The organism is Limisphaerales bacterium, assembly GCA_014382585.1.
Classification (GTDB): Bacteria; Verrucomicrobiota; Verrucomicrobiia; order Limisphaerales; family UBA1100; genus JACNJL01.
Genome location: JACNJL010000038.1, coordinates 105,367 through 129,269, shown reverse-complemented (window position 1 = coordinate 129,269; position 23,903 = coordinate 105,367). Strand labels below are relative to the sequence as shown.

General features: G+C 56.6%; 24 protein-coding genes and 1 pseudogene. 13 read left to right on the top strand and 12 right to left on the bottom strand.

The window, feature by feature from the left end:
• The first annotated feature begins 6 nt into the window (after window positions 1–6).
• Window positions 7–294 (top strand): DUF2442 domain-containing protein, encoded by a 288-nt coding sequence (locus tag H8E27_08320; protein MBC8325615.1) that lies wholly within the window; start codon window positions 7–9, stop codon window positions 292–294.
• A gap of 2 nt (window positions 295–296) precedes the next feature.
• Here the strand turns inward: H8E27_08320 and H8E27_08315 are convergent, their stop codons facing one another.
• From H8E27_08315 to H8E27_08290, 6 genes and pseudogenes are all read right to left on the bottom strand, one after another.
• Window positions 297–728: an SRPBCC domain-containing protein gene (locus H8E27_08315; protein MBC8325614.1), complete on the bottom strand. Its 432-nt coding sequence runs from the start codon at window positions 726–728 to the stop codon at window positions 297–299.
• Between the two features lie 3 nt (window positions 729–731).
• Window positions 732–1,193, bottom strand: coding sequence for a hypothetical protein (locus tag H8E27_08310; protein ID MBC8325613.1), 462 nt, complete (start codon window positions 1,191–1,193; stop codon window positions 732–734).
• 14 nt (window positions 1,194–1,207) lie between these two features.
• Window positions 1,208–1,837 carry a carbonic anhydrase gene (locus H8E27_08305; protein ID MBC8325612.1) on the bottom strand — a complete coding sequence of 210 codons (630 nt, stop codon included), beginning with the start codon at window positions 1,835–1,837 and terminating at the stop codon, window positions 1,208–1,210.
• 63 nt (window positions 1,838–1,900) lie between these two features.
• Window positions 1,901–2,371, bottom strand: coding sequence for an SRPBCC family protein (locus H8E27_08300; protein ID MBC8325611.1), 471 nt, complete (start codon window positions 2,369–2,371; stop codon window positions 1,901–1,903).
• 82 nt (window positions 2,372–2,453) lie between these two features.
• Window positions 2,454–3,968, bottom strand: coding sequence for a DEAD/DEAH box helicase (locus H8E27_08295; GenBank protein ID MBC8325610.1), 1,515 nt, complete (start codon window positions 3,966–3,968; stop codon window positions 2,454–2,456).
• Between the two features lie 245 nt (window positions 3,969–4,213).
• Window positions 4,214–4,494 (bottom strand): annotated as a pseudogene (locus H8E27_08290) (DUF5615 family PIN-like protein).
• A gap of 151 nt (window positions 4,495–4,645) precedes the next feature.
• Between H8E27_08290 and H8E27_08285 the strand changes: the two are divergent.
• Together H8E27_08285 and H8E27_08280 are read left to right on the top strand one after the other, a co-directional pair.
• Entirely contained in the window at window positions 4,646–5,779 is a 1,134-nt protein-coding gene (locus H8E27_08285) for a prolyl oligopeptidase family serine peptidase (protein MBC8325609.1), read from the top strand.
• A gap of 265 nt (window positions 5,780–6,044) precedes the next feature.
• Window positions 6,045–6,203 (top strand): hypothetical protein, encoded by a 159-nt coding sequence (locus tag H8E27_08280; GenBank protein MBC8325608.1) that lies wholly within the window; start codon window positions 6,045–6,047, stop codon window positions 6,201–6,203.
• A gap of 186 nt (window positions 6,204–6,389) precedes the next feature.
• On the opposite strand, the gene H8E27_08275 is transcribed toward H8E27_08280, so the two are convergent.
• Entirely contained in the window at window positions 6,390–6,584 is a 195-nt protein-coding gene (locus tag H8E27_08275) for a cold shock domain-containing protein (protein MBC8325607.1), read from the bottom strand.
• A 253-nt stretch (window positions 6,585–6,837) separates the two neighbouring features.
• Here H8E27_08275 and H8E27_08270 point away from each other — a divergent pair, with 253 nt between their 5' ends.
• From H8E27_08270 to H8E27_08260, 3 genes are read left to right on the top strand one after another with little or no spacing between them, the layout of a single operon-like run.
• Window positions 6,838–7,023, top strand: a complete 186-nt coding sequence (locus tag H8E27_08270; GenBank protein MBC8325606.1) for a M24 family metallopeptidase — start codon at window positions 6,838–6,840, stop codon at window positions 7,021–7,023.
• Between the two features lie 10 nt (window positions 7,024–7,033).
• A complete protein-coding gene (locus H8E27_08265; GenBank protein MBC8325605.1) occupies window positions 7,034–7,741 on the top strand; it encodes an acetyl xylan esterase in 708 nt (235 codons plus the stop codon).
• The gene (locus tag H8E27_08260; protein MBC8325604.1) at window positions 7,738–9,180 is read left to right on the top strand and encodes a hypothetical protein; all 1,443 of its coding nucleotides are present in this window, start codon (window positions 7,738–7,740) and stop codon (window positions 9,178–9,180) included. The genes H8E27_08265 and H8E27_08260 overlap by 4 nt, the downstream gene beginning before the upstream one ends.
• Window positions 9,181–9,321: 141 nt before the next feature.
• Here H8E27_08260 and H8E27_08255 read toward each other — a convergent pair whose 3' ends face one another.
• On the bottom strand, window positions 9,322–9,957 hold the full coding sequence (locus tag H8E27_08255) for a DUF4339 domain-containing protein (GenBank protein MBC8325603.1): 636 nt from the start codon (window positions 9,955–9,957) through the stop codon (window positions 9,322–9,324).
• Between the two features lie 206 nt (window positions 9,958–10,163).
• Here H8E27_08255 and H8E27_08250 point away from each other — a divergent pair, with 206 nt between their 5' ends.
• The 7 genes from H8E27_08250 to H8E27_08220 all read left to right on the top strand — a co-directional run bounded on the left by H8E27_08250 (window position 10,164) and on the right by H8E27_08220 (window position 18,614).
• Window positions 10,164–10,370, top strand: a complete 207-nt coding sequence (locus H8E27_08250; GenBank protein ID MBC8325602.1) for a hypothetical protein — start codon at window positions 10,164–10,166, stop codon at window positions 10,368–10,370.
• A 21-nt stretch (window positions 10,371–10,391) separates the two neighbouring features.
• Window positions 10,392–11,228, top strand: a complete 837-nt coding sequence (locus H8E27_08245) for a hypothetical protein (GenBank protein ID MBC8325601.1) — start codon at window positions 10,392–10,394, stop codon at window positions 11,226–11,228.
• A 105-nt stretch (window positions 11,229–11,333) separates the two neighbouring features.
• On the top strand, window positions 11,334–12,083 hold the full coding sequence (locus tag H8E27_08240; GenBank protein ID MBC8325600.1) for an NIPSNAP family protein: 750 nt from the start codon (window positions 11,334–11,336) through the stop codon (window positions 12,081–12,083).
• Between the two features lie 229 nt (window positions 12,084–12,312).
• On the top strand, window positions 12,313–13,269 hold the full coding sequence (locus H8E27_08235) for an acyl-ACP desaturase (GenBank protein ID MBC8325599.1): 957 nt from the start codon (window positions 12,313–12,315) through the stop codon (window positions 13,267–13,269).
• 42 nt (window positions 13,270–13,311) lie between these two features.
• Entirely contained in the window at window positions 13,312–16,215 is a 2,904-nt protein-coding gene (locus H8E27_08230) for a DUF1549 domain-containing protein (GenBank protein ID MBC8325598.1), read from the top strand.
• A 99-nt stretch (window positions 16,216–16,314) separates the two neighbouring features.
• On the top strand, window positions 16,315–17,604 hold the full coding sequence (locus tag H8E27_08225) for a DUF1501 domain-containing protein (GenBank protein MBC8325597.1): 1,290 nt from the start codon (window positions 16,315–16,317) through the stop codon (window positions 17,602–17,604).
• 5 nt (window positions 17,605–17,609) lie between these two features.
• A complete protein-coding gene (locus H8E27_08220) occupies window positions 17,610–18,614 on the top strand; it encodes a WD40 repeat domain-containing protein (GenBank protein ID MBC8325596.1) in 1,005 nt (334 codons plus the stop codon).
• 53 nt (window positions 18,615–18,667) lie between these two features.
• Here H8E27_08220 and H8E27_08215 read toward each other — a convergent pair whose 3' ends face one another.
• The 4 genes from H8E27_08215 to H8E27_08200 all read right to left on the bottom strand — a co-directional run bounded on the left by H8E27_08215 (window position 18,668) and on the right by H8E27_08200 (window position 23,902).
• The gene (locus H8E27_08215) at window positions 18,668–19,672 is read right to left on the bottom strand and encodes a ThuA domain-containing protein (protein MBC8325595.1); all 1,005 of its coding nucleotides are present in this window, start codon (window positions 19,670–19,672) and stop codon (window positions 18,668–18,670) included.
• 104 nt (window positions 19,673–19,776) lie between these two features.
• The gene (locus tag H8E27_08210; protein MBC8325594.1) at window positions 19,777–21,108 is read right to left on the bottom strand and encodes a hypothetical protein; all 1,332 of its coding nucleotides are present in this window, start codon (window positions 21,106–21,108) and stop codon (window positions 19,777–19,779) included.
• Window positions 21,108–22,385: a hypothetical protein gene (locus tag H8E27_08205; protein MBC8325593.1), complete on the bottom strand. Its 1,278-nt coding sequence runs from the start codon at window positions 22,383–22,385 to the stop codon at window positions 21,108–21,110. Before H8E27_08205 ends, H8E27_08210 begins: the two co-directional genes overlap by 1 nt.
• Window positions 22,382–23,902, bottom strand: a complete 1,521-nt coding sequence (locus tag H8E27_08200) for a hypothetical protein (protein MBC8325592.1) — start codon at window positions 23,900–23,902, stop codon at window positions 22,382–22,384. The genes H8E27_08205 and H8E27_08200 overlap by 4 nt, the downstream gene beginning before the upstream one ends.
• Window position 23,903: the final 1 nt, after the last annotated feature.

The window sequence follows — 23,903 nt, the reverse complement described above, 5'->3', positions numbered from 1 at the left end:
CGACCCATGAGCGATTATAATTCCGAAAAAAACCGCGCCGTGTGGCTGGACATTCCCGTGGCCGACCTTGAGCGGGCCTGCGAATTCTACGCCGCACTGCACGGCGACTTGTTCGGGCCGCTGCGGGACTTGGCGCTGTTTCGGCAGGCGGCGGTGGATGCGGAAGTGGGCGTCATCACTTGGCCGAATGGTGCGGATATTGATCCGAGTATTCTGTATCAATGGGATGCGGCGGGGGATGAGTTTTGTCGCGCTCTGCAGCGATTGCCGAAAGCCGAGTCGACGTCGGCTTGAGTTTAATCCGTTTCAAGAAACGGCGGCAGGCGGTCGTTGAGGAAATAGTTCCAGCCGGCTTCGTAGCCTTCGCGGGCGAAGATGGGGTCGTCGGGCGGGAAGGGGGCGAGGATGGCGTGGGTGAAAGTGAGGCGTGTGTTTTCGCCCGCATCGGAGAGTTCCCACGTGACGAGTGAATCTCCCGCGTAGCCGCCGTAGCGCCAGCGGTAGGCGATCTTTTTTTCTGTGATGACTTCGGTGACTTTCCAGCAGTGTAGAAAATCACGATCTTCGCAGCGCACGTTGAATTCAATTTCAAAACCGACTTCGGGTTTGAAGTTCGGCATTTGCTCAAAATACCACTGCCGCATTTGAGCGGGATCGGTGATGGCTTCCCAAACTTCCGCGCGCGGGGTGGCGAACGTTTTGTTTTTGGTAAAGGGCGTGTCGTTCATTGTTTAAGTGGATTGGGCGAGAGACTTCAAATCGATTTCCAGCAATTTGCGATTCTCCGGTTCGGTGATTTTTGGGGCCAGTTGTGTGGCGGTTTCCAAATGTTGATCGGCCAACTCAGCATTGCCAGCCAAAGCCTCCGCGCGGGCCATCGCTTCGTGGGCGTAGCCGAGGCAGAAGGGATCGTCGGTGGGCGTGATGTCGAGGCAGAGCTTCGCGTACTTGCGGGCGTTATCCGGTTCGCCGGCCAAGGCAAATACACGGGCGGCTTGCCAGTAGCCGATGGAGCGATTTTGGTCGGTGCAATCCTCGCGTTGCGTCCAGTGCCACAGCGAGGTCATCGTGCGCTGGATCATTTGCTCGTTTTCGGCGGGCGTGCGTTTGGGTTGGTCGATGAATTCCCACGCGCGGTTGAAACAGTGGGCGGAGAAAAATTTGTGGGCGGGCGTGGGGTCGAAGTCGGGCATGGATTGCCCGTGGATTAACCGGCTTCGTGCTGGTTTTCAAGAAAATCTACTTGGCCCGTCTCGACAGAATATTCGGCGCCCACGATTTGGAGGCTGTCGTTTTGCACGAGGTTTTCGAGGATGGCGGAGCCGTGGCGGAGTTGGTCGACGGAGGCGCGGACGTTGGCGAGCATCGCGTCGTGCAGCAGCTCGTCGTGGTCGCGGTTGCTGCCGTTATTGAAGAGAGGCTCCACGGAGGGGCGGATGCGGTTGATGATGGAGGCGAGGTTGGGCGAGTGGATTGCGTCGGGGGTTTCGAGTTCCTCGACGGTGGCGGCGATGGCGCCGCAGTTGGAGTGGCCCAGCACGACGACCAGCCGCGTGCCAAAGCGTTCGGCGGCAAACTCGATGCTGCCCACTTGCGAGGGCGCCACGATGTTGCCGGCCACACGAATGACAAAGAGATCGCCGAGGCCATGGTCGAAAACGATTTCCAGCGGCACGCGGGCATCGGAGCAGCCGAGGACGATGGCGAAGGGCTCTTGGCCTTTCATCACTTCGGTGAGGCGCTCGCGGTTGGTGAGATCTTTCACCACGCGTCCGCCATTGACGAATCGTCGGTTGCCTTCCTTGAGTTGCTGAAGCGCTTCGTTGGCGGTAATCATCTGTTCGGCGGGGAAGCTAACCCGTCGCGGGCCGCGCGTAAAGCTGCTGCTGATTCCATCGTGTCATCCCTCCAGCGCCTCGCACTTTTGCTTGAGGTTTTCCAGCTCGCGCTGTTGCGCGTCGCAGCCGCCTTTTTTCATCAGCCAACCGAACAGGAAAAAGAAAACCTTTATGAACCCCTTGGGCGTAACGTTTGACTTTTGCGTCACCCGTGTGCGGCCCTCGTCCAGCGCCTCGTAGTGATACGCCGCCTCGATGTCAAACGCGTCGCCGACCAACACCACGGTGCACAGCGTCGGGCGCTCGTACTCTGTTACCGTGCCCGCGAATTCCATCCGCCGCCCGCGATCCTCCGTCACCGAGCGAAACGTCGTGCCGACGCCTCCGCCATTTTTCTCCTCAATGACTTCGTCCTCAACCACGATGCTGCTCCAATCGGCAACGTTGTTGTTGGTGTATTCAAAAACCGCCTCGATGGGCTTGTCGATTTCAACGCTACCGGAAGATTTCATAACGCCAGAAGTGTCGGGCATCGATGCGAGTTTGGCAAGCTGCACAATGTAGCCCGGGCCGGTGGCCCGGGTTCCCGGCCCAACGGGCCGGGCTACATTTTCGTTAACGCTTAAACCGGCTTCGGCCTCGGCTGTTTTGAGGGCTGTTGCGTCCGCGTGATTGGGGGCGTCCGCCACGGTGATTGCCTCCTCCGCCACCATTGCGGCGTCCACCGCCACCACCGCCACTGTTGCCACGGCCTCGGCCGAAGTTTTTCGGGGCGGGTTGGCTGGAGTGGAAGGCGCGCTCGCAGTGGAAGGGATGTTCCATAATGGCCGGCACGGGTTGATCAAGCAGACGCTCGATGCTGCGGAGCAAGGCGCGGTCTTCCGCGCTGCAGAATGAAATGGCGTTGCCGTCCGTTCCTGCGCGCGCGGTGCGGCCGATGCGGTGCACGTAGGTTTCCGCTTCCATCGGCAGATCGTAGTTAATCACGTGCGTGATGTCGTCGACGTCCAATCCGCGAGCGGCGACGTCCGTGGCTACGAGCACTTGAAAGCGCCCGCGCTTGAAGCCATCCAGCGCGCGTGTGCGTGCGGCCTGCGTTTTGTTGCCGTGAATGGCGGTGCAACGAATGCCCGCGTCTTCCAAAGATTTCACCACGCGATTGGCTTGATGCTTCATTTGCGTGAACACCAGTGCCTTGCCGACGGAGAATTTTTCAAACAACGCGACCAAGAGCGCGTCTTTGTCTTTTTGGCCGACAAACAAAACCTGTTGCTCGATGCGTTCCACTGCCGGTTGTTCGGGCGCGATGGCCACGCGCACCGGATCGGTCACCATCGTGTGGGCGAGCTGCACCATCTTGGGCGTCATGGTGGCGGAGAAAAACAACGTCTGCCGTTCGGCCGGTAGTTTGCCGATCACGCGCTGAATGTCGGGGATGAAGCCCATATCGAGCATCCGGTCCACCTCATCGAGCACAAAAAATTCTACCTCGTTCAAGTTGATGTGGCCTTGCTGCATCAAGTCGAGCAAGCGGCCCGGCGTGGCGACGAGCACATCGACTCCGCGCTTGAGCGCGTTCACTTGGCGGAATTGGTTTACACCGCCAAAGATGACCGTGTGATCGAGACGCAAAAAACGACCGTACGTTTTTAGGCTGTCACCAATCTGCGCGGCAAGTTCGCGGGTGGGCGCAAGGATAAGCGCGCGTGGGCAACCCTTGTTGGGTCGGCGTGGTTCGCTGGCGAGCTGTTGCAAGAGCGGCAGCGTGAAGGCCGCCGTTTTGCCGGTACCCGTTTGCGCGCTGCCGAGTAAGTCGCGCCCATCGAGCAAATGCGGAATGCACTCCGCCTGAATCGGAGTGGGATCAGAATAACCCTGCGCGGCGACCGCCTTTTGCAGCTCCGGCATCAAAGTGCCAAATGCGCCTCGCGGGCGGCCATTGTACTCCGGACGTTTCCTTTGCGGCTCGGAATGCGATTGAGAACGCGCTTCGGATTCAAAACGGGATTCGGGGGATTCAAACCGCGAGTTGGAATTCCGGTGATTCCGGGAATTCCGCGATTTACCATTGGAGGATTTGGAGACACTACGTCCCCTGCGCGCGCGAGGCGCGTATTCGTTTACTTTCATTATTTTCCTGGTCCGGCGTGTTATAAACTCTCTACCCGCCGGACGCGTGGAAAAGAACGAGCCGAATGTTTCGGCGACTAACTCAGTTAAAAGGCCAAACCGAACAGCAGGCCTTTAACCCGAATCGGAATGTATTCGCAATCTACAGACAGAACCGCCTGCGCGAAAACCTCGTGAGCGGCGGTGTCTACAGGAGGCTAAAGGCAAATACAAGCACAAATTTAAGAAAATTTGCGGTGGCGGCACTAATCCAATTTTCCAAGAGTCAAGAGCGAGTCCTCGGGGTGATTCACAAAATCCGAAATACGTGAGTAGCTTTGCATCACTAATTCAGCGATGCGCTCGGTCCCCGTATTGCCAACGCCCAGCAAAATAACTTTGGGAGGCTGGCCGTGATGTAGGCTGAGCTGGCGGAAATCGGCTGGCCGCGCAGACCAATTTCATCGACGTGCACAGAGCCCGGAAATTTGTCGGCCCACTTCGCAACCAGCCGGTGGCTCAAGTTTTCATCCAGCAACAGCTTCACGCCAAAAGAAACCTCAAGGGCCATAACCAAATTTGCTCTGTCAAAGTCCACGGTTTGATTGACTCGTATGGGAAGTGAATTGTCAAGCGCGGGCAATAAAACAAAGGCGGTATTTTCGCGACATAGGCTAATGGGATTCTATAATTCGCCGATGCGGATTCAAACTGATCGGCGGATGTTTTTGAAGGGGCTGACGGCGGGAGCGCTTGCGGGACCGTCGTTGTTGGCGCGGCCGAATGTGATTGGGGCGATTGATCCGTACTTCACGGCGCCGGCGAAGTGGCGGGGGAAGTTGGGGGCGTTTCGGTCGCCGTTGGTTTTTAAGGATGGATCGAAAGCGAAAACGGCGGCGGATTGGGCGCGGCGGCGGTTGGAGCTTCGCGAGGATTGGATACGACTGTTGGGGCCGTGGCCGGAGTTGATTACGGAGCCAAAGGTGGAGGTTTTGGAAACGAAACGACGGGAAAATTTTCGGCAACTCAAGGTGCGGTTTAATTGGACGCCGGTTGAATTCACTACGGGGTATTTGCTCATTCCCGATGGCAAAGGTAAACGGCCGGCGGTGGTGACGGTTTTTTATGAACCGGAAACGGCGATTGGGCTCGGCAAAAATCCGCATCGGGATTTCGCGCTGCAACTAGCGCGGCGCGGGTTTGTGGCGCTCTCGCTCGGCAGTACAGAGACGACGAACAATCGCACTTACGCCACGTATTATCCCTCGATAAAAAACGCCACCGTGCAGCCGCTCTCGATGCTAGGCTGCGCGGCGGCCAATGCGTGGCACGTCCTCGCGCAACGACCGGAAGTGGACAGCAAACGCATCGGCATCGTCGGCCATTCGTATGGCGGCAAGTGGGCGATGTTCGCGTCGTGCTTGTTCGAGAAATTCGCCTGCGCCGCGTGGTCGGATCCCGGCATTGTTTTCGACACGCGCCCGAGCGTGAATTATTGGGAACCGTGGTATATGGGTTATCACCCCAAGCCGTGGCGCAAACGCGGGGTGCCGACGGCGGACAATCCCGCCCGCGGGTTGTACCCCAAACTCCTCGTCGCCAAGCGCGATCTCCACGAGCTGCACGCGCTAATGGCCCCGCGTCCATTTCTCGTCAGTGGCGGTTCCGAGGATGGCCCGCACCGCTGGGAAGCGCTCAACCACACCATTGCCGTCAATGATTTGCTCGGCGTCAAAAACCGCGTCGCGATGACCAATCGCCCCGATCATTCGCCCAACGAAAAAAGCAACGCGGTGATTTACAATTTCTTCGAGCGGTTTTTGCTGGGGTGATCATGGATATTCGGACTCGCAGGCTCGTCCCACCAATGCTACTCTAGCGGCACTCGCAATGGAGGGACGAGCCTGCGAGTCCGATACGAGTCCACTACGAATTTTTGAGATGAACGCTTTCAAGTACATCGCTGTCTGCACCTTGGCCCTTGGGTTGGGTGCGTGTACCACGGAGCAGGGGCCGGTGGGAACGGACGCCATCGTGGTGCTCAAATCCGGCAGCTGATCCAACGGCGCGCGTGCGGTCGTACGCTTGCGGGAGGTTTTGGCGGAGCACAAGATTTCGCTATCGATTCGTATTCAGGATGTCACCACCGAAGAAGAGGCGGTGCGGCATCGTTATCTGGGCAGCCCTTCCATTCAGATTCATGGGCTGGACATCGATCCCGAAGCGCGTGGCTTCGAAGACTACGGCCTCGGCTGACGTCGCTACCCGGGCGCCGGCGGCGTCCCCCCCAAAGAAATGATTCTCAACGCCCTGCGCGAAGCGGGGATGGTGCGTTGAAATACTTTGGGATGTATAGGCAACGCTCCGCCGACAAGGGGATGTTCTCAAATCGAGAGCGCCCTAATGCGGGGTTGGAGTTGTTGAGCTGTCAGCGGGTGGAGGTTAGATAACCTTCACGCTGGAAGCCTGCGGGCCTTTACGGCCTTCGGTTTCCTCAAACTCAACGGCATCACCTTCCTGAAGTTGGCCGCCATCCACCTCGTTGATGTGGACGAACAAATCTTTGCCGCCGTCATCGGGTTGGATGAAACCGAAACCTTTTTGGTCGAAGAACCGAGCTACTTTTCCTGTTGGCATAATCTTATTTTGTTAAGTCGCCTTGTTGGCGATGTGCGGAGAGTGCCCGAATGAGACGAGATAGCAAGCGAATTCAAGAAAAACTGTCGAACAACGGGCGCGATATCGATCGCAACATTGACTTTTTCGAATGCAGAGAGTTTGGTTCGAACACGCGATGAGCATGGCCGTAGATCTTGTTTTACTAAAGATTTGCTCAATGAAGCCCACGAAACAAAGATATTTTCGATGACCCCAACCATCCGGCCAGAGAATACAAGAGCCGGGCAAACGGTTTGCCACGGGCGGCGGCGAGATTCTGGAGCGTGAAGTGTTCACCGTGGAGCCCGGCCTGTACTCGGCCATCCACGGCGGTGTGCGCGTGGAGGACATGGTGGCGGTGACCGCCGACGGGCACGAGAATTTTAACCAGCTCCATTCAGGACTGGATTGGAAGTGAGTTTATGAACATGAAATATCTAATGAACGGAATGGCCGCACTGGCGTTGCTGCTGGTGGCGGGGAATTTGAAAGCCGAGGAGGCGAAGCATGTCTTCATCCTGTCCGGCCAATCGAACATGCAAGGGCACCGGCCGCAGGAGGCCTTTACGCCCGCGGTGGAAAAGGCCTTGGGCAAAGACAACGTGATCGTGGTGCAGGACGCACTGGGCGGGCAGCCGATTCAGCGTTGGTACAAAAATTGGACCTCGCCGGAGGACGTGAAGCCGGCCAAGACCGGTGATCTGTATGATCGGTTGATGGCCAAGGTGCGTCCGGCGGTGAAGGGGCACCAACTCAAGTCAGTGACCTTTATTTGGATGCAGGGCGAGCGCGACGCGAAAATGAAATGGGGGCCGGTGTATGCCGAGAGCCTGGTGGGCTTGCACCTGCAGGTGTGCCGGGAGTTTGAGCGGACGGACGTGAATTTCATCATCGGTCGGCTCAGCGATTTTGATCTGAAAAACACTCGGTACCCGCACTGGACGATGGTGCGTGAAGCGCAGGTGAAAATCGCCAATCGCGCGAAGAATTATGCCTGGGTCGATACGGACGATCTGAACGACGGCAAAAATCGCGCCGGCAGGGAGATCAAAAACGACCTTCATTACTCGGCCGAAGGCTACAAGACCCTGGGCAAACGCTTCGCCGAAGCCGCGCTAAAGATCATCCAGAAATGAGAATCTGGCTTTACCTCGGTATCTGTTTGGGCGCGCTGACCTCGCTGGCGGCCGAACTCTTCGACATGGCCGCCATGCGCGATGCCTCCACGCTGGAGGTGAAGGTGTTGAAGGATTGGCACGCCGTGCGCGGGGAGGTGGTGACGCGGCAGAAGCTGATCAGCATTCGCGTGGGCGAATTGGTGCCGGGGCATGAATACCGGTTGCCCGTGCGGTTTATCGTGCCGCATGATCGCAAGGCAAAGGGGTTCCACCTGACTGGCGGTCATAATTTTCAAAACATGCAGAACAATTTCACGCCGCGCGGGCTGGATGCCGAATTGCTGCGGGGCGGGGTGGGGCTGGTCTTTACCGTCGTGCAGGTGTTGCCGGCCTCGGGGCAGCCCGAACTGGGGCGGCTGGCGGAACGGAAGTTTATTGAGACCCTCAATCCGAAACACTCCATCCAATACTGGGGCTGGCCGGCGGCGTTGATGCGGGCCACCACGGCGGCTTATGCGGAGAAGGCTCATTTCGAACAAGGCAAAGTGGCCATGTCCGGCGGCTCGAAGAACGGCGCCTCGCCGTCGGTGGCGTTGTTGCAGGATGACCGCCTCACCGCCTTGCACGCGGCGGTGTCGCCCATCTGGCCGTCGCCTCTGCGACTTTGCGATGAACCGGCGTGGACTGATCTGCGGAAAGCCAACACACGCTACGCCGCGCGACTGCGCGAACGCGGAGAGCGCGTGGTCGAGGGGCGCCTGCTGCATCACCCCTTTCTCGGCGGCACCTTTGGGCCCATTTACAACGGCGACGCGCTGGAGGTGGGGCACAAATGGGCCGATCTGCAACGGCTCTCGAAAGCCATGGGCGAGGAGGTCTTTGTAGCGCCGAAACTCGCCGCCCTGCGCCGGCGCGGGGCGGAGGTACTGTTCCATCCGGGTACCCATGATTTCGTGGCGTTCGATCTGGCTTGGGGCGGCAAAGAGTATCCCGAAGTGCCCGTGTATTTGCGCGCCAATTCCGGGCACGGCGTGCGCGACCGGCATCCGGCTGTGGAACGGGATGAACAAAACAAGGCGGCCTTCCTGCTCAGCCATTTTTTCGGCGGCGAAAAAATGCTACCGCCGCCCACGGTAAAAACCACCCGCAAGGGCCAGCGCCTCGACGTGGCGGTGACCTTCCCCTCAGGCGCGCGGGCGGATAACGGCCGGATCTTTTGGATGTTCGATCGTGGCCCAGACGGCAGCGCCGCGTACATTCGCGAACTTTTCCAGCCCAAACAATGGGCCAACATGACCGCCCATCGGCCAAGCAACACGTGGAACGTCACCGTGCCCCTGCCGCCCGACGCGCAGCGCGTGGATTTTTTCACCAACCACCGCAAGCTCATCCGCCGCGGCCCGCGTGTGTATCCCACCTACATCTCCAGCCCCTACACACGCGTGGAGTTGAAGTGAACTGAATGTTGATTGGGAATCGAACCCAACGAACATCAAATCCTCCGTTTTCAGGGGAAATACAGCGATCACACTGATCACTCAGAAAACCCTGAGAGACCTCATTCTCAGAAAATGAGTGTGCCGGTTTGAGTTATGAATTTATCTGATTCCTGGAACTTGATGAAGGGGCATCCAACCTTCGGCGCCCTGAAACCAAGCATTGTCAGAGTCAATAAGGTCCCCAGATGAGAGCATCGCTTTGGCTTGTTCATGTGAATATGGCCCGTATTGTTGGCCATTTCTCGAGATTAGGATTTCTTTTGGGAAACCTATCGAAGGTGGAGGGTGCTGAACGTATGCTGTTTGTTGACTAGTATTTCTGAAAGATGCGATCATACCGCCACCAAACTTAACAAATGCCCATATTAACAAAACAACACCCCACAAAATTTTACCGCCGACACTCTCCCAAAACGGTATAGCCTTGTCGGGTGGGCCATATGTTAAGGCCAGCAGGGCTACGTCGGATTTATTAGCAAATTCATAATACATTCCTCCGCCGCTCGATAGCACATAACGTGCATCCCAATTCCATAATGGTATCCATAAAATCCAACCGTGTTTATATATTACATAAGCATCTTGATATACTCCATTCTCATTACGGTAGTCATCAGTGTCGGGTAAATCTTCAACTTTCTCGAATTTTTCACCCCCAAATGACCATACAAACGCGTCTGCTTTTTCTGTGAGCATCAAGAAGAACAGTGGAGCAATGAACAAAGCAATCCTCATGGCAGAATCATAAATAAATATGATTTTTGATTCAACATAAATTTATTTTGGCCCAGAGTGTTTCCTGTCCTTAGGTTAGTTTCAACGCAGCGAACGTCATTCAGAGCCCCGTTCTCTCAATGCCTCATTGATGATGGTCCTCAAAACTTCTCTGAGTCAGGATGGTGGGGTATAGAAAAGCCCTGAAGAAAAAATTGCTGGCAGCTATGAAGACGGGCAATACAAATATGTCTTGCGTTGAAAATGCAGTAGTTGAGATTTACAAGAATGGCAAGCAGGTTGATGATGGGCCTTGGAAGATTGATGGGAAAGAAGTCCATTTCTTTAAAACATTTTTGAGCCCCGGCAGGGGATCTGCACTCACCGAGACTCAGATTAACGAGCTGGAAGAACATTGCCGAAGAGCAAGATGAGTCACAACGCAATGAAGTAACATGAAATTACGATTCACTAGTTTTAGTTTCACAACTTGGATGATATCGGCCTTGCTGATGCTCGCTGGATGCGACAAGGAAACCGATTCAATTCAACTACTAGATGCAACGCCTTCCAATGCTGAGCCCGGCCCGGAATTAGCTCAAACACGGACTCCAACGCCTCGACCAGATGAATTGATGGTATTGCCGTTGAGAGTTCATATACTAACCGATCTAGTCATGGAAAAGCGCGGCGTGAAAATGGACATGTGGGTCAATCCTCAACACATTTCACAGTATCTACTCCCGGAAATTAACAGGATTTGGAAACAGGCGAACATTAGCTGGGAACTCGAAAAAATCATTAGCACACCTTTGCAAAGGACTATCGACACTCATTCAAGTGTAAACGTTATTCTTAACGCCAAGCGAGATGCGAACGGGCGATCAGACCCATCGCGCATTCCGCATATTTATAGTTTTTTTCCGAAGCGTAATTTCCGGCCGGATATGTTTAATTTATACCTTTTCCCCTATATCGGACAAACCTCTCAAGGCAATGCTTCCGGCACAGGAAACAACCGTGCAGTGGTCGGGGTTTGGACCGATAAACCTTCGGGAGGGACTAGGCCTCCCATCCGGTTTCCTGTTTTCGAACAACGGCCATTCAAAATTGGATCTATTGGGCGGACTTGTGCTCATGAGTTGGGACACAATTTAGGGCTGAGGCATCCAAGCAAAACAACTCAACGAGTTTTCAACCGCCTAATGGGAGGGCGCAAACAAGGCTACGATCTAATCCCGTCCGAAATTACCAATTCACGAAACGCAGCTTCACCACGGAGGGTAAAGTAGGAGTTGGCTGAATAACGCAAGGCATTGCCGATTTGCAAAATCGAACCCAACGGACATCTCTTTTCAGTTGCCTTTCAGACGGCGGGCCCTAACATTTCCGCACACATGAAACGCATTCTTCCTTTCTTTGCATTTTTGCTGTTGGCCGCTGGGGTTTTGGCGGAGGACACGCGCTGTTATGAGCTGCGTATTTACACGGCGGCCGAGGGTAAGCTCGAGGCACTCAATGCGCGATTTCGCGACCACACCTGCAAATTATTTGAAAAGCACGGGCTCACCAACGTGGGATACTGGGTGCCGGTTGATCAATCCGATAACCGGTTGATTTATGTAATTAGCTCGCCCAGTCGGGAGGCACACAAGAAATCATGGCAGGCCTTTCTGAATAATCCAGACTGGAAAAAGGCGTATAAGGCCTCAACCCAAGATGGTGCGTTGGTCGCCAAGGTCGATAGTATTTTTATGAGTGCCACCGATTACTCACCCTTCGTAAAGCCCGTCATAACCAAAAAAATCCGTACGTTCGAGCTGCGCACCTACACCACGGCCCCTGAGCGGTTGAAGAATCTACATGCACGATTCCGCGACCATACTTGTAAGATCTTCGAGAATCATGACATGACGAATGTCGCCTACTGGACGCCAATGGATGCCAACCAGGGTAAATCCAATACGCTGATCTACATCATTTCCCATTTCGGCAATACGGATCAGGCCAAAAAGAATTGGAGCGGCTTTGGTGGCGATCCGGCTTGGAAAAAAGCCCGAGCTGCCTCCGAGGCCGATGGCAAAATTCTCTCCAGACGGCCAGAGCGCATTTATCTCAACGCCACGGATTTTTCGCCCATCAAATGAACACAGATATTCAGGATAAAGAATCCTGAATATCCAGTTCATCAGTGTCATTTGTGTCATCTGTGTTCAACTCCAAACAATTTGAATGCGTATTGCGTTGGTTGTTGGAGAGGCTGCGTGTATGGTCAGGAGCGGAGGCTCCGGCTTCCAATTTGAAGATGAATAATTTTTTGAGCTTCAAGCGAAAGACCCAATCTTGAATCCACAACAGCGAGAGGTCATCGCCGATATGGAGGGCTTTGTCTCCGGCCAGCTGGGGTTGCTGGATTCACTGGAGGAATGCTGGCAGCCGCAGGATTTGCTGCCAAACTTGACCGCCGAAGATTGGGCGGATCAAGTCGGGGAATTCCGTGAACCCGCAAAGGGCTTGTCCGATGCCGTGCTGGTGGTTTTGGTGGGCGATATGGTGACGGAAGAAGCGCTGCCCACTTACCAATCATTGCTGAATGGATTCGAGGGAATCGGTGACAAAACCGGCACGGACGAAAGCCCGTGGGCGCAATGGACGCGCGGCTGGACCGCGGAAGAAAACCGGCACGGCGATTTGCTTAATAAATATCTGTACCTCACCGGCCGGGTGGATATGCGCGCGGTGGAGCTGACGATCCAAAATTTATTGCGCAACGGATTTGATCCCGGCACGGCGCAGGATCCGTACAAGGGATTTGTTTACACCTCGTTTCAGGAACGGGCCACCAAGATTTCGCACAAAAACGTCGCCCAACTCGCGCGCGCGGAAGGCGATGACGGATTGCAGGCCATCTGCAGCGCCATCGCCACCGATGAAGCGCGCCACGAAAAGGCGTACACCAATTTCATGGGCCACATTTTCGAGCAGGATCCCAATGGCGCCGTGCTGGCGTTTCGTGATTTAATGCGCGACCAAATCGTAATGCCCTCGCATCTGATGGAAGACGGCGAGGGCCCCGGCTTGTTCGAAAGTTTCTCAACCGTCGCCCAGCAACTCGGGGTGTACACGGCAAACCATTACGCGGAGATTGTGAAGCACCTCGTCCGCCGTTGGAATGTGGAACACTTAACCGACCTCACCGGTGAGTCCGCCGAGGCGCAGGATTATTTATGCCGATTGGGCGCGCGTTATGCAAAATTGGCCGAGCGAAGTCTGCGCCGCGCGCCGAAGACGGAGTCGCGGGAATTCAGCTGGATTTTCAATCGCACCGTATAATCGCCCAAACCTCAGTGAATATCTGTGCCGCACGGCAATCCAATGAACGTGCACAAAGCCCGATTATTTTTGATTGTAACCCTGCTGCCTGTATGGGGCGCGACGGCGGCGGATGGGTTGCCCTTCCACGTGCGCATCGATCGCCACGTGGCGGCGGGGCAGGTGGGCCCGCTGGCCGGGCAGGCGAGTGATGGAGAATTCATCCGCCGACTGCACCTCGATCTCACTGGCCGCATTCCCTCCAGCGCCGAGGCCCGCGATTTCATTGATGACACGTCGGCCACCAAACGCCGCGCCGCCATTGATGCATTGCTGGCTTCGCCGGAATATGCCCGTCATATGGCCACGGTGTTCGACGTGATGCTCATGGAGCGCCGCGCGGATAAATATGTGAAAACCCCCGCATGGCGCGGTTATTTGCGAGACGCGTTTGCTGCCAATAAACCTTGGGATGCGATGGCCGGCGAAATCATCGGCACCGACGGAAATCGCACGGGCATCCCGCACGCCGCCGCCAAATTCATCCTTGATCGCGAAGCCGAACCCAATCTCGTGACTCGCGACCTCGCCCGCAAATTTTTCGGCATGGACCTCCAGTGCGCCCAATGCCACGACCACCCGAACATTGACGATTATTATCAACGCGACTACTTCGGAATCTACGCCTTCGTGAGCCGCAGTTTTGTGTTTAGGCCCGACGCCCAAAAACCCGCCGTGCTGGCCGAGCGTGCCACCGGTGAAGCCAAATTCAAGAGCGTCTTCACCGAAATCTCCGGAGGCATGCGTCCGCGCGTCCCCGGAGATTTTGAAATTACCGAACCCGTCTTTTCCCTCGGCGACGAATGGCAGGTGGCACCTAATCCAAAGAACAAAAACCTCCGCGGCATTCCCAAATACAGCCGCCGCGCCCAACTCGCCAAACACGCCGCCGCAAGCCCGTACTTCGGCCGTAACATCGCCAACCGCCTGTGGGGCCATATGATGGGCCGCGCGCTGGTGGAGCCGCGTGACGGACTGCATACCGGCAACCCCTCGGCTCACCCAGAATTGCTCGGATTATTGGCCGATGAATTTGCCGCCCATAACTATGATGTGCGCGTTTTCCTGCGCGAATTGGCCTTGTCGCAAACTTATCAGCGCCAATTCGATTTGCCTGCGCAGATAAAACCGACAGCCCTGATTCCCACGCTGGAAACTGAACAGAAAAAATTAAATGCCGGAACCGAAATCGCGCAGGCCGCATTCGACAAGGCATACGAGGCCTTGGCCGTCGCCCGAGGCAAACGATATGCCGCGCAGGGTGTGTTGGACAAAACCCTTAACCCTGTCAGCACGGCCAAAAAATCCAGCGATGCAGCTGGTAAAGCATTAGCAGCTGCACAGAAAAAATTAACCGACAAACAAGCCGCGCATAAAAAAGTGGCTGCCCTTGCCGCACAGGCCAAAGCCGTGGCGGATGAATTCAAGGATGACAAGGAATTGGCTGACCCCGCCGCCAAACTCAAAGCCAAGGTCGATAAACTGGCCGCCGAAGTTGCTGCCGCGCAAAAAGACACTATCACCAAAACGGCCACCGCCAAGACGGCCGCCGAAAAATTGGATGCCGCCCAAACAATCAGTGATGCCTCCCGCGCCAATTGGGCAGTGATCGACAAGCAAGTGCAGTCACTCGACCGTGCATGGCAGGCCGCCGCCCGCGGTCGCGAACGCGCAATGCACCTTGAGGCTCGCGCCATTCGTCGGTTGGAGGACGCGCAAGCCATGGTCGAGTTGGCCCGATCGCAAAACGTTCAAGTCGCTGCAATCGCCAAAGTAAATGATGCCGCGAAACAATTAGCCGCTGCCAAAGCCGAGGAGGAACCGCTCAGCATCGTTTTAGCTCAACTGCAATTTCCCCGCGTTGCCGCGCAAAAGGAACACGCCGCCTCGGCTCAAGTTTTGGCTGCCTCACAAAAAACACTTTCCGAAAAACAAGCCCACGCCAAAACCGCCGCCGCCGCCGTGGTCAATGCCATCTCGAGTGCCAAGCTCGCCGCTGAAGCTGCCGCGTTGGTTACTCAACCCTTTCTCGCCACCGTCACCGAATTGCAGGCTCCCGTGACAAATGCCGTCGCCCGCTCGCGGGATGCCATTGCCACGTTGCAGGCGTTACAGAAGCTGGTGGATCGGGATGTGGTCCGCGCGCAGCAGGAAGTCAATGGGCGCGTCGCAACTGAACAATCCGCCCAAGGGAAACTCGATTCGGCTACTCGCGCCGTGGCAGTCGCTGAAGCGAAGTTGGCAGAGGCGCAAAAGCGCACAGGGAAATTAGCCGCGGAATTGGTTGATGTGCAAGCGATCGCCAACGAAGCCGGTGCGGCGGTGGCTGCGGCAACGGAAACATTGGGCCGTCGGTGGGCGAATAATTTTGGGGTCGGCGGTTTTGCGCATCTTACGCCTGAACAACTGTGCTGGAGTATGTTGCGCGCCAGCGGCCAGGTGGCTACCCAACGCGCGGCGGCGCTCGCGGATTTTGACAAAAAGAATCCGTTGAAGGAGGGAGCAAAGGAAGACCCCGCGCGGGGGTTGGTGCGAGCAACGCACGTGGAAAAATTTATCTATGATAAGCTGAAAGGCAACACGGCAATTTTCATCAAACTCTTCGGCGGTGCGGCGGGCGAGGTCCAGACGGATTTTTATGCGACGGCCGACCAGGCTCTTTACTTTGCCAACGGGGGCACGGTGCGAAGTTGGACAGGCACGCTGGCGGGGCGGCTCAATCAATTGACGGACCCCAAGATGCTGGCGGAGGAATTGTATCTTTCCATACTTACCCGCCGCCCGACATCCGCCGAAGTTGCGGCCGTGGCACAACACCTCACCGCTCAAAACAAAAACCGCTCCGATGCCATCCGCGAGATGGCCTGGGGGTTGATGACCTCAACGGAGTTTCGGTTTCGGCATTGAATGGGGCATCGAATGCGCCCGCATTCAGAGGCGTCCAAGAGGCAGTGGTTTGTCGTCAACGAGCCGCCCGTCTTTTAGTTTTTTGGAAAGGAATCAGCGATGAACTGTAATTATGCGTGTGGCTCGGAGGAGCACTTGATTGCCCGTCGACAATTTATCGGCGGGGTGGCAACCGGGGCCGGGGCCGTGTTGGGCGGGCTCGGCGCGTTTGCTACGCCCGAAGCGGTGGCCAAGATGACGAAGGATCAAAAGCGAGTCATCGTCGTGCGCATGGCCGGCGGCTTGAGTCAGCTTGAGAGTTGGGATCCTAAACCGGGCACTGACACCGGCGGGCCGTTCCGTTCCATTCCCACCAGCGTGCCGGGCATCCGAATCAGCGAACTCCTGCCGCATACGGCGAAGGTGATGCATCATCTCGCGCTGGCGCGCGGCATCAACACCCGCAATGGCGATCACGGCAAGGGCACTTATATGATGCTCACTGGCCGTCACCGGGCTCCCGGCCAAACACATCCCGAGCTGGGTGCGGTGGTGGCGCGTGGGTTGGATAATGAATCGATCACTTTGCCCGGCCACATCAAAGTGACCAGCGGCGGGAGTGGCGGCCGCAACAATGACGCAGCATATCTCGGCCCCAAGTACGCGAGCATTTCACTGGGAGGCGGCAAACCGCCGGCCTATACCGAGCGCCCGAAGGACGTGACTGAGGCGGCGGCAAAAAATCAGAATCAATTTCGCAAGCAAGCCAACGATCGATTTGCCCAACGCCGTCGCACCGCGGAGACGGACGCGTATGTACAAAGCTTCGAGCAGGCGCAGGAATTGATGCGCCAGCGCGATGTGTTTGATCTGAGCAAGGAATCAGACAAGGACCGTGAGCGCTACGGAAAAACGCAATTCGGCGAGCACTGCCTGTTGGCGCGGCGGTTGGTGGAAAATGGCATCACCTACGTACAGGTGACGCACAGCAACTACGACACGCACAATGAGAATTTTAGTTTTCATTTTGAACAGCTCGGTGAATTTGATGCGCCCTTTGCCACGCTCGTGGCCGACCTCGCCGCGCGCGGGTTGCTGGAACACACCCTCATCGTGGTGCTCAGCGAATTTGGCCGCACGCCGCGTATCAACAAATACTACGGGCGCGATCACTGGGGCAATGCGTGGAGTGTGTGCATGGGCGGCGCGGGCATTGCTCGCGGCGCGGTGCACGGTGCTACCAACAAAAACGGTACGGCGGTCAGTGACGGGCAGGTGGACGCGGGGCATTTATTCCACACCTACCTGCGCGCATTAGGCCTCAACCCGCGCCGGAATTTCAAAATCGGCGGCCAAAAAATCCCGCTGGCGGATCCCGCCTTCGAGCCGATCAAGGAACTGTTGGCATAGCGGCCATGGCGGCGGACGCGAAACAGGTTCACCTCGCCAAGTCACTGGCGCATACCGCGCCGTTGATCAATTGCCGATTCGATCCCTCCGGCCAATTTCTCTTTGCCACCGCAGAGGATCGCGCCATCATTCGCTGGAAGCTTGCCGATGGCAGCAAAACTATTTTCAAGGGGCACGATTCGTGGGTGCGCGGGTTGGAGTTTTCTGAAGACGGCAATGCGCTGGTGAGCAGCGGATTTGACGACACGCTCATCTGGTGGCCGGTGGCAACGGACAAGCCCGAACCCATCCGCAAGGTCACCGCGCATAAAGGTTGGATTCGCACTCTCGCCGTGAGCCCGGACGGCGCGTTGCTCGCCAGCGGCGGCAATGATCGGGTGGTGAAAATCTGGAACATGGCCGACGGCAAACCTGTGGCCGAATTGGCGGGGCACGAGCTGGATGTGTATTCGGTGATGTTTCATCCCGATGGCAAGCAGTTGCTCAGCGGGGATTTAATGGGCCACATCCGCCAGTGGGATGTGGCCGGTGCGAAGGAAGTACGTAAATTCGATGCCAAAGATTTACACACCTACAACAGCGGCCAGCAGGTGCACTTTGGCGGCGTGCGCAGCCTCGCGCTCACGGCGGATCAGAAGCAGTTGCTTGCCGGTGGGCTGTACAAAGGCAGCAATCCGCTGGGCGCAGTGCACGAACCGATTGTTTTGCGCTTTGATTGGGACAGCCAAAAGGTGGTGAAGAAGCACATCACCACCGGTGTGAAAGGCGTCATCTGGCGTAACGTAATTCATCCGGATGGATTTATGATGGGCTGCTCCGGTGGCAGCAGTGGCGGGTATTTGCTATTTTGGAACGCGGGTGAGGACAAGGCGTTTCACAAATTCAAAATGCAGGACACCGCCCGCGGGATGGATCTGCATCCTGACGGCATCCAAGTTGCAGCGGTGCATTGGAACAAGAAAGTGTCCCTTTGCAGACTTGAAAAGAAGGCTGATTCGAAGAAGAAATGAAGAAGAAATAAACAAGGCTGCTCTGGGCAACCTGTTTTATTTTTTAGATTCAACTATTTCTTCTGTTGTCCGGCAGGAAGCATTTTTCCAAGCGCGTGATCGGCGGGCTTGATGCCGCGGCGGAAACTATTGAACCCATAGAAGAGTGGCTTATAGGGGTCTACGTAGTCCACATTGGCCTTTTTTGGCACGTCTATTTCCAGGCCGGCGTAAACGGCATTGACGATTAACCGGCGCAGCCCTTCGCTTTGCAGATCTGTGGCCGCACCCATGGTGGAGCAGAAAATTTTGCTGATTTTACCCGACGGCCACTGATAGTTGCGCGTCCAAGCCACGGGCATGGCGGGATCGTTGATGCCGGATTCTTGTTTGAGCTTACGGTTCTTCTTCGTGCGGGTGGACGGCTTTGAATCGGGTTTCATGTTTTCCAGCACCAAGCCTCGCATGAGGATTTTCGCGTCCTGAGCCGGGTAGGCTTCGTAAACATCGGAGTCAGCAAATACGTCGGTGACGCCATTGAAGATGGGGTTGTTCTTCTCGGAGGGTTCAATCACACCGCGGCAGGCCTCACGTTTGTGACCGCCCCAGTGACTCACCCAGCCTTCGCCCAGGACACGTTTGCCAAAGCCGCCGAGTTTGCCCCGGAACGCGTGGGTGCTGGTGCGTAGGCCGATGATCGGCACGCCCCGATTGCAGGCATTGTCAAAATGCTTGTAGGTTGCCTCATCCCACGTGCGGAAACGCAACAGCATGATGATGGCATCAGCGGAATCCAACGCTTCCGGGTGAGAAAGGCTTTTCTGATTATTGGGATCAATTTCGCCTTTGTCATTCAATGAAAAGAGCACGGTACACTTGAATCCGTGACGCTGACTGAGAATCTTAGCCATCATCGGCAGGCCTTCCTCGCCCCGGTATTCCTCGTCGCCAGTCAGGAAAACCAAGTGTTTCCCGTTGCCGGGGCCGGATTTGGCTTCGTATACAATGTGATCCAGCTGGGCTTGAATTTGGAAGGCGATCAGTGTGGATGCGAAAAGAAGTGCAAATAGATTTTTCATTGGATGAAGGATGTTGTGAACGCCGATATTTTAGCTATTCCGCTGCCGACTGCAAATCACAAAAACGAAATTGGTGCAGATTTTGATCTGCGTTACTGGTCGAGTTATTTGTTGCCGGGGTTGAAGAGTTCGAGCAAACCGGCGGGGCCGCCGCCGGTGTTTAGGGTGCCGGCTTTGGTGGGGTCTAGCATGACTTCGATGCGGTTGTTTGTGCCTTCGAGCATTCGGTTGAGGCCTTCGTCTTTGGAATCGGCTTGGATGGATTGGATGAGTTTTTGGCGGTTGCGGAGGGTTTGCTCGGAGTTGTCGCCACCCATAAGGTGGCCCAGTGCCATGAAACGAATGGTGCCTAGTTTTTCGTCGGTGATGACTTCGGCGAAAAATTTGTCGCTGTCGGCGTTGGTGCCGACGTGTTTGAGGATGGCATCGCCGAGGGCCATTTTGTCGCCGTTATCGGTGAGGCTTTTGTCGTTTATTTTTGCGTACAAAAGCGGAACGGCTTTTTCGCCGAGGACGGAGGTGAGGTAGTGGACGACGGCGCCATCGACGCGGCCATCGGCGGTGATGATTTGGGTTTTAGCGATGTCGACGAAGGTGGCGTCGCGGTATTTTACCAACAGGGCAAAGAGATAGGCGCGTGAGGTTTCGTCGAAAAGGCTGGCGGCATCGCCGCTGGGGGAATGTTTGAGGAGCAAATGGGCGGTCTCGAGCACTTGATCGCGATAGGCATCGCCGGCGATTTTTTCGAGCAAGCCGTCGAGGTAAGCCACCTCAAGGCCTCGGCCGGTTTTGGCGAGTACATTGGCGAGAATGGCCTCGGCTGGGTTGCCGCCGATGTCGGCCACGACGTCCAACAGGCCGAGGCGCAATGATCGCGGAGCGAGTTGGCGGGTTTGTTTGAGGAGTTCGCGAGACATGAAATAGGTGCCAAAGCCCGATCGTACAAAGCCGCTGATGCGGCCTTGCGTGGCGTCCTCGCCTTTGGCCTTGGCAGCGGCGGCGGCGGCTTGTTCGCGGTCGAAGGCGATGGCGTTGGATTCGTATTCGATGTCCACGGGATTTTCCTGCAACAAAAATGCTTTGATCGCCGGAAAGGCGGCTTCGCCGGCATCGGTGAGGCCCACCATATAATGGATGACGCGGCGCATCGTTTGTTGGCGGTTCTCATCGCCGGGGCGCATGGTTTTGAGTTCCTCCAAAATTTCCTCCGGCTGGATTCGGGCCGTGACGGTGATGACTTTTTCTGTTTCAACCGTGGTGATGCGGTTGCCTTGGGCATCGGTATTTTTGAGTTCACCGCGTAGCCGGGCGATTTGTTCTTTTAGTTTTTCCTTTTCCGCGTCAAATCCGGCTGAGGTGGCGGCAGGGGATTTGAGGATGAATGTGGCGGCGGCGCCCACGAAGGTGGCGACGAGGATGGCGATGATTTGTTTCATTATTTGGGGTCTCCGGATTGCCTGCGTTTTTGTTCTTCGCCGAGTCGTTTGTCCATAGCGGAGAAACCGAATTGCAGGAGGATGTCACTGGATTGTTTGCGCACATCGCCGAGCAGTTTGCGGCGGGCGGTGATGACGTGCACGGGTTGCTCGTGCACATCGCGCATCAACGCGCCGAGTGGTTGGGCGATGTGCTCGTAGCGTTTGAAGTCAAACATATCGCCCTTCTTCACTTTGGCGAGGCCTTCCTTCACGCTCTCGTGAAAAATGGCATCGGCCTCGGCGCTGGTGCCGATGAAGCGCAGGGCGGCATCGCGCAGGGCGGCTTTGTGAAATTCATTGGTGATGCGCGGATCTTTGTAGGCCGCAAGCAAAATGGGCATGGCGTCCACGCCGAGCACTTGGCGCAGGTACGAAAGCGCGTAGCCATCGAGCGAGCCATCCTCGGTAATGAGCAACCCTTTAGCGGTATCCACAAAAATGCGGTCGTTGTGTTTCACGAGAATGGAATAAAGATAACCCTTGGTGCGGCGGTCCAATTCGCCGGCGTCCTCGGCCACCGCGGGCGGATTGGCGAGGATGGCGCGGGTGACGGCGAGGATGCGGTCGAGGTATTGATCCGGGGCGATTTCCTGCAGGGCAATTTCGAGGTAAGCGACCTCCACGCCTCGCAGGGTTTTTTCCAGCACCTTAAGCAGCAACGTCTCGGCGGAGTTGCCGCCGATGTGGGCGATGGTTTCCAAAAGGCCAAGCCTTAGCGTGGGCGGGAAGGAATTATCCGGTTTCGGAAAGGGGCGGAAGTAACGGCCGGCCTCACCTTCGCGCCATTTGCGGCGGCGGGCTTCGTCTTCATTGCGCGGTTCGGGGCGCGGCTCCGCTGGCATTAGAAATTCCAAATCCTGACTGGCGGCGAGGAACTCCCCGATGGGCGGCAGCGCGGTGTCGTCCAAATCCACCAACGATTCAAAGTAATGTACTGCGCGGCGTTTGGTGCGGCCGTCGTCGGGTTTGAGTTCCTTGAGTTTGTCCAAATAAAACGTGGCATCCGTTATGGGCGCTTCCGGCGTTACGGGGGGCGCTTCAATTTCGATGATCTCCGGGATGTTGCGGCGCGCTTTGAGAGCTTGATTTTCGCGGCGCAGTTCGGCGAGTTTTTCGTCGTGGATCGCGAAGTTTTCGTGGTCGGCACGCGCGGGTGTGTCGTTGCCCGAGGTAATGACAAACGTGGCGGCGCCGCCCACCAATGCGGCGGCGAAGATGGCGATGAGTTGTTTCATTGATTTATTCTTAAACGATCGCGGGCCGCTTTTAATTCAGCGGCATCGAGCGCTTTATCTTTATTTTTGTCAGCCCGGTCAAACGCCGGTTGTAACCAGCGCGGGGCTTCGTTCAAATCGATTTTGCCGTTGCGGTTGCGATCATTGCGGCGCAGGAACGCATCGAGTATACGATCGCCGTTGGGCCCCTGTGCGCGTGCGGCCATTTCGCGCGCTGTGCGGGTGCGCACCTCGGCGAAGTGCCGGAAGTACGCGGAGGTCAAGGTCGCATAACGCTCGCCCGGTGCGGGGCGGCAGAGGAGGGTGAGGCAGCCCATTTCGTCGTCGCTCTCCACGCCCCATCGCACGCGCGACGGTGGCACGCTGGGATTGTTCGGGTTGGCGGCGGAATTATCCCAAATCACCGTGGAATCCAATCGCGTGCCTTTGGGGAGCTGAATGAATTCTTTAAATTGATATTGTTCCTGCCACGAAAAATCCCAGTCGGGGATGTTCAGCAAATCCAATTGTTTACCGGTCGGCAAGGTGGCGGTCATCTGAAGATGTTTGCCGAGATAATGCGCGTGTGCGCTGATGGCAAAGGCCTCCACCGCGATGGGCAGCGTGAAGCTGTCGGTCACCTTGTACGCCTTATCGCCGGGTGGAATATCGACGCCCGAGAGCGCGCCAAATGCCGGTGGCAATTGCACGCCTGTGAACGCCGTGCGTGGCGGCTTGTCCGTAAAATAAAATCCGATCGTGGATTGGTCCATCTCGGGTTTACCGCTGGGATGGTAGTGCATATTCAAAACCAAGTCTGCGGTTTTGGGCAGATGCCACGCAAGATCCGCCGGCAACGGACGCGGCTGCCCGCCCACCGCCCAGCCGCCCAGCGAGCCCACACCGCGCCCCTGCCTGCGCATGCGGCGAAAACCCGGTTGACGGTCCGCGGCATCCAGTTGGCGCGCCTCGCCGGTGGTGTCATACGAAAACAAACAGTGATGCACCACCGCCCGCGCGCCGGGCCGGAACTCCACGGCCTTAAGCCATTTATCATTCGGCAAATTCAGCGGCACGACGAAGCTGCGATAAATATCGCGGCCCTCGGCCGGCACGGAAAAGGGTTCGGTCATTTTCACAATGAGATCCGGCTTGCCCAGCTGCCAACCGGCGGTGAACTTGGGCAAGGGTGGCAACTGCGCCGCATCGCCTTCGGGCATCCCCGCCTCCACCCATTGGCTGATGGTTTTGATTTGTTTGTCCGAAAGCCGTCGGTCGCCGTGAAAGGCAAATGAACTTTTCTTCGCGTGCCAAGGCGGCATCACGCGGTCTTCGGTGACGCGCGCAATCAACCGCCCGCGTTTGCGTACGTCGTTGAAGTTGATCAACTCAAACGGCGCCGCCTCGCCGGCCCGATGGCAGGAAGTGCAATTATTAAAAATAATCGGCGCGACGTCTTGGGTGAAAGTCACTTCCGCCCGCGCCGGCAATGCGGCGAGGCTGGTGAGTGCAATCAATTTGAACAAGGTGGTTTTCATT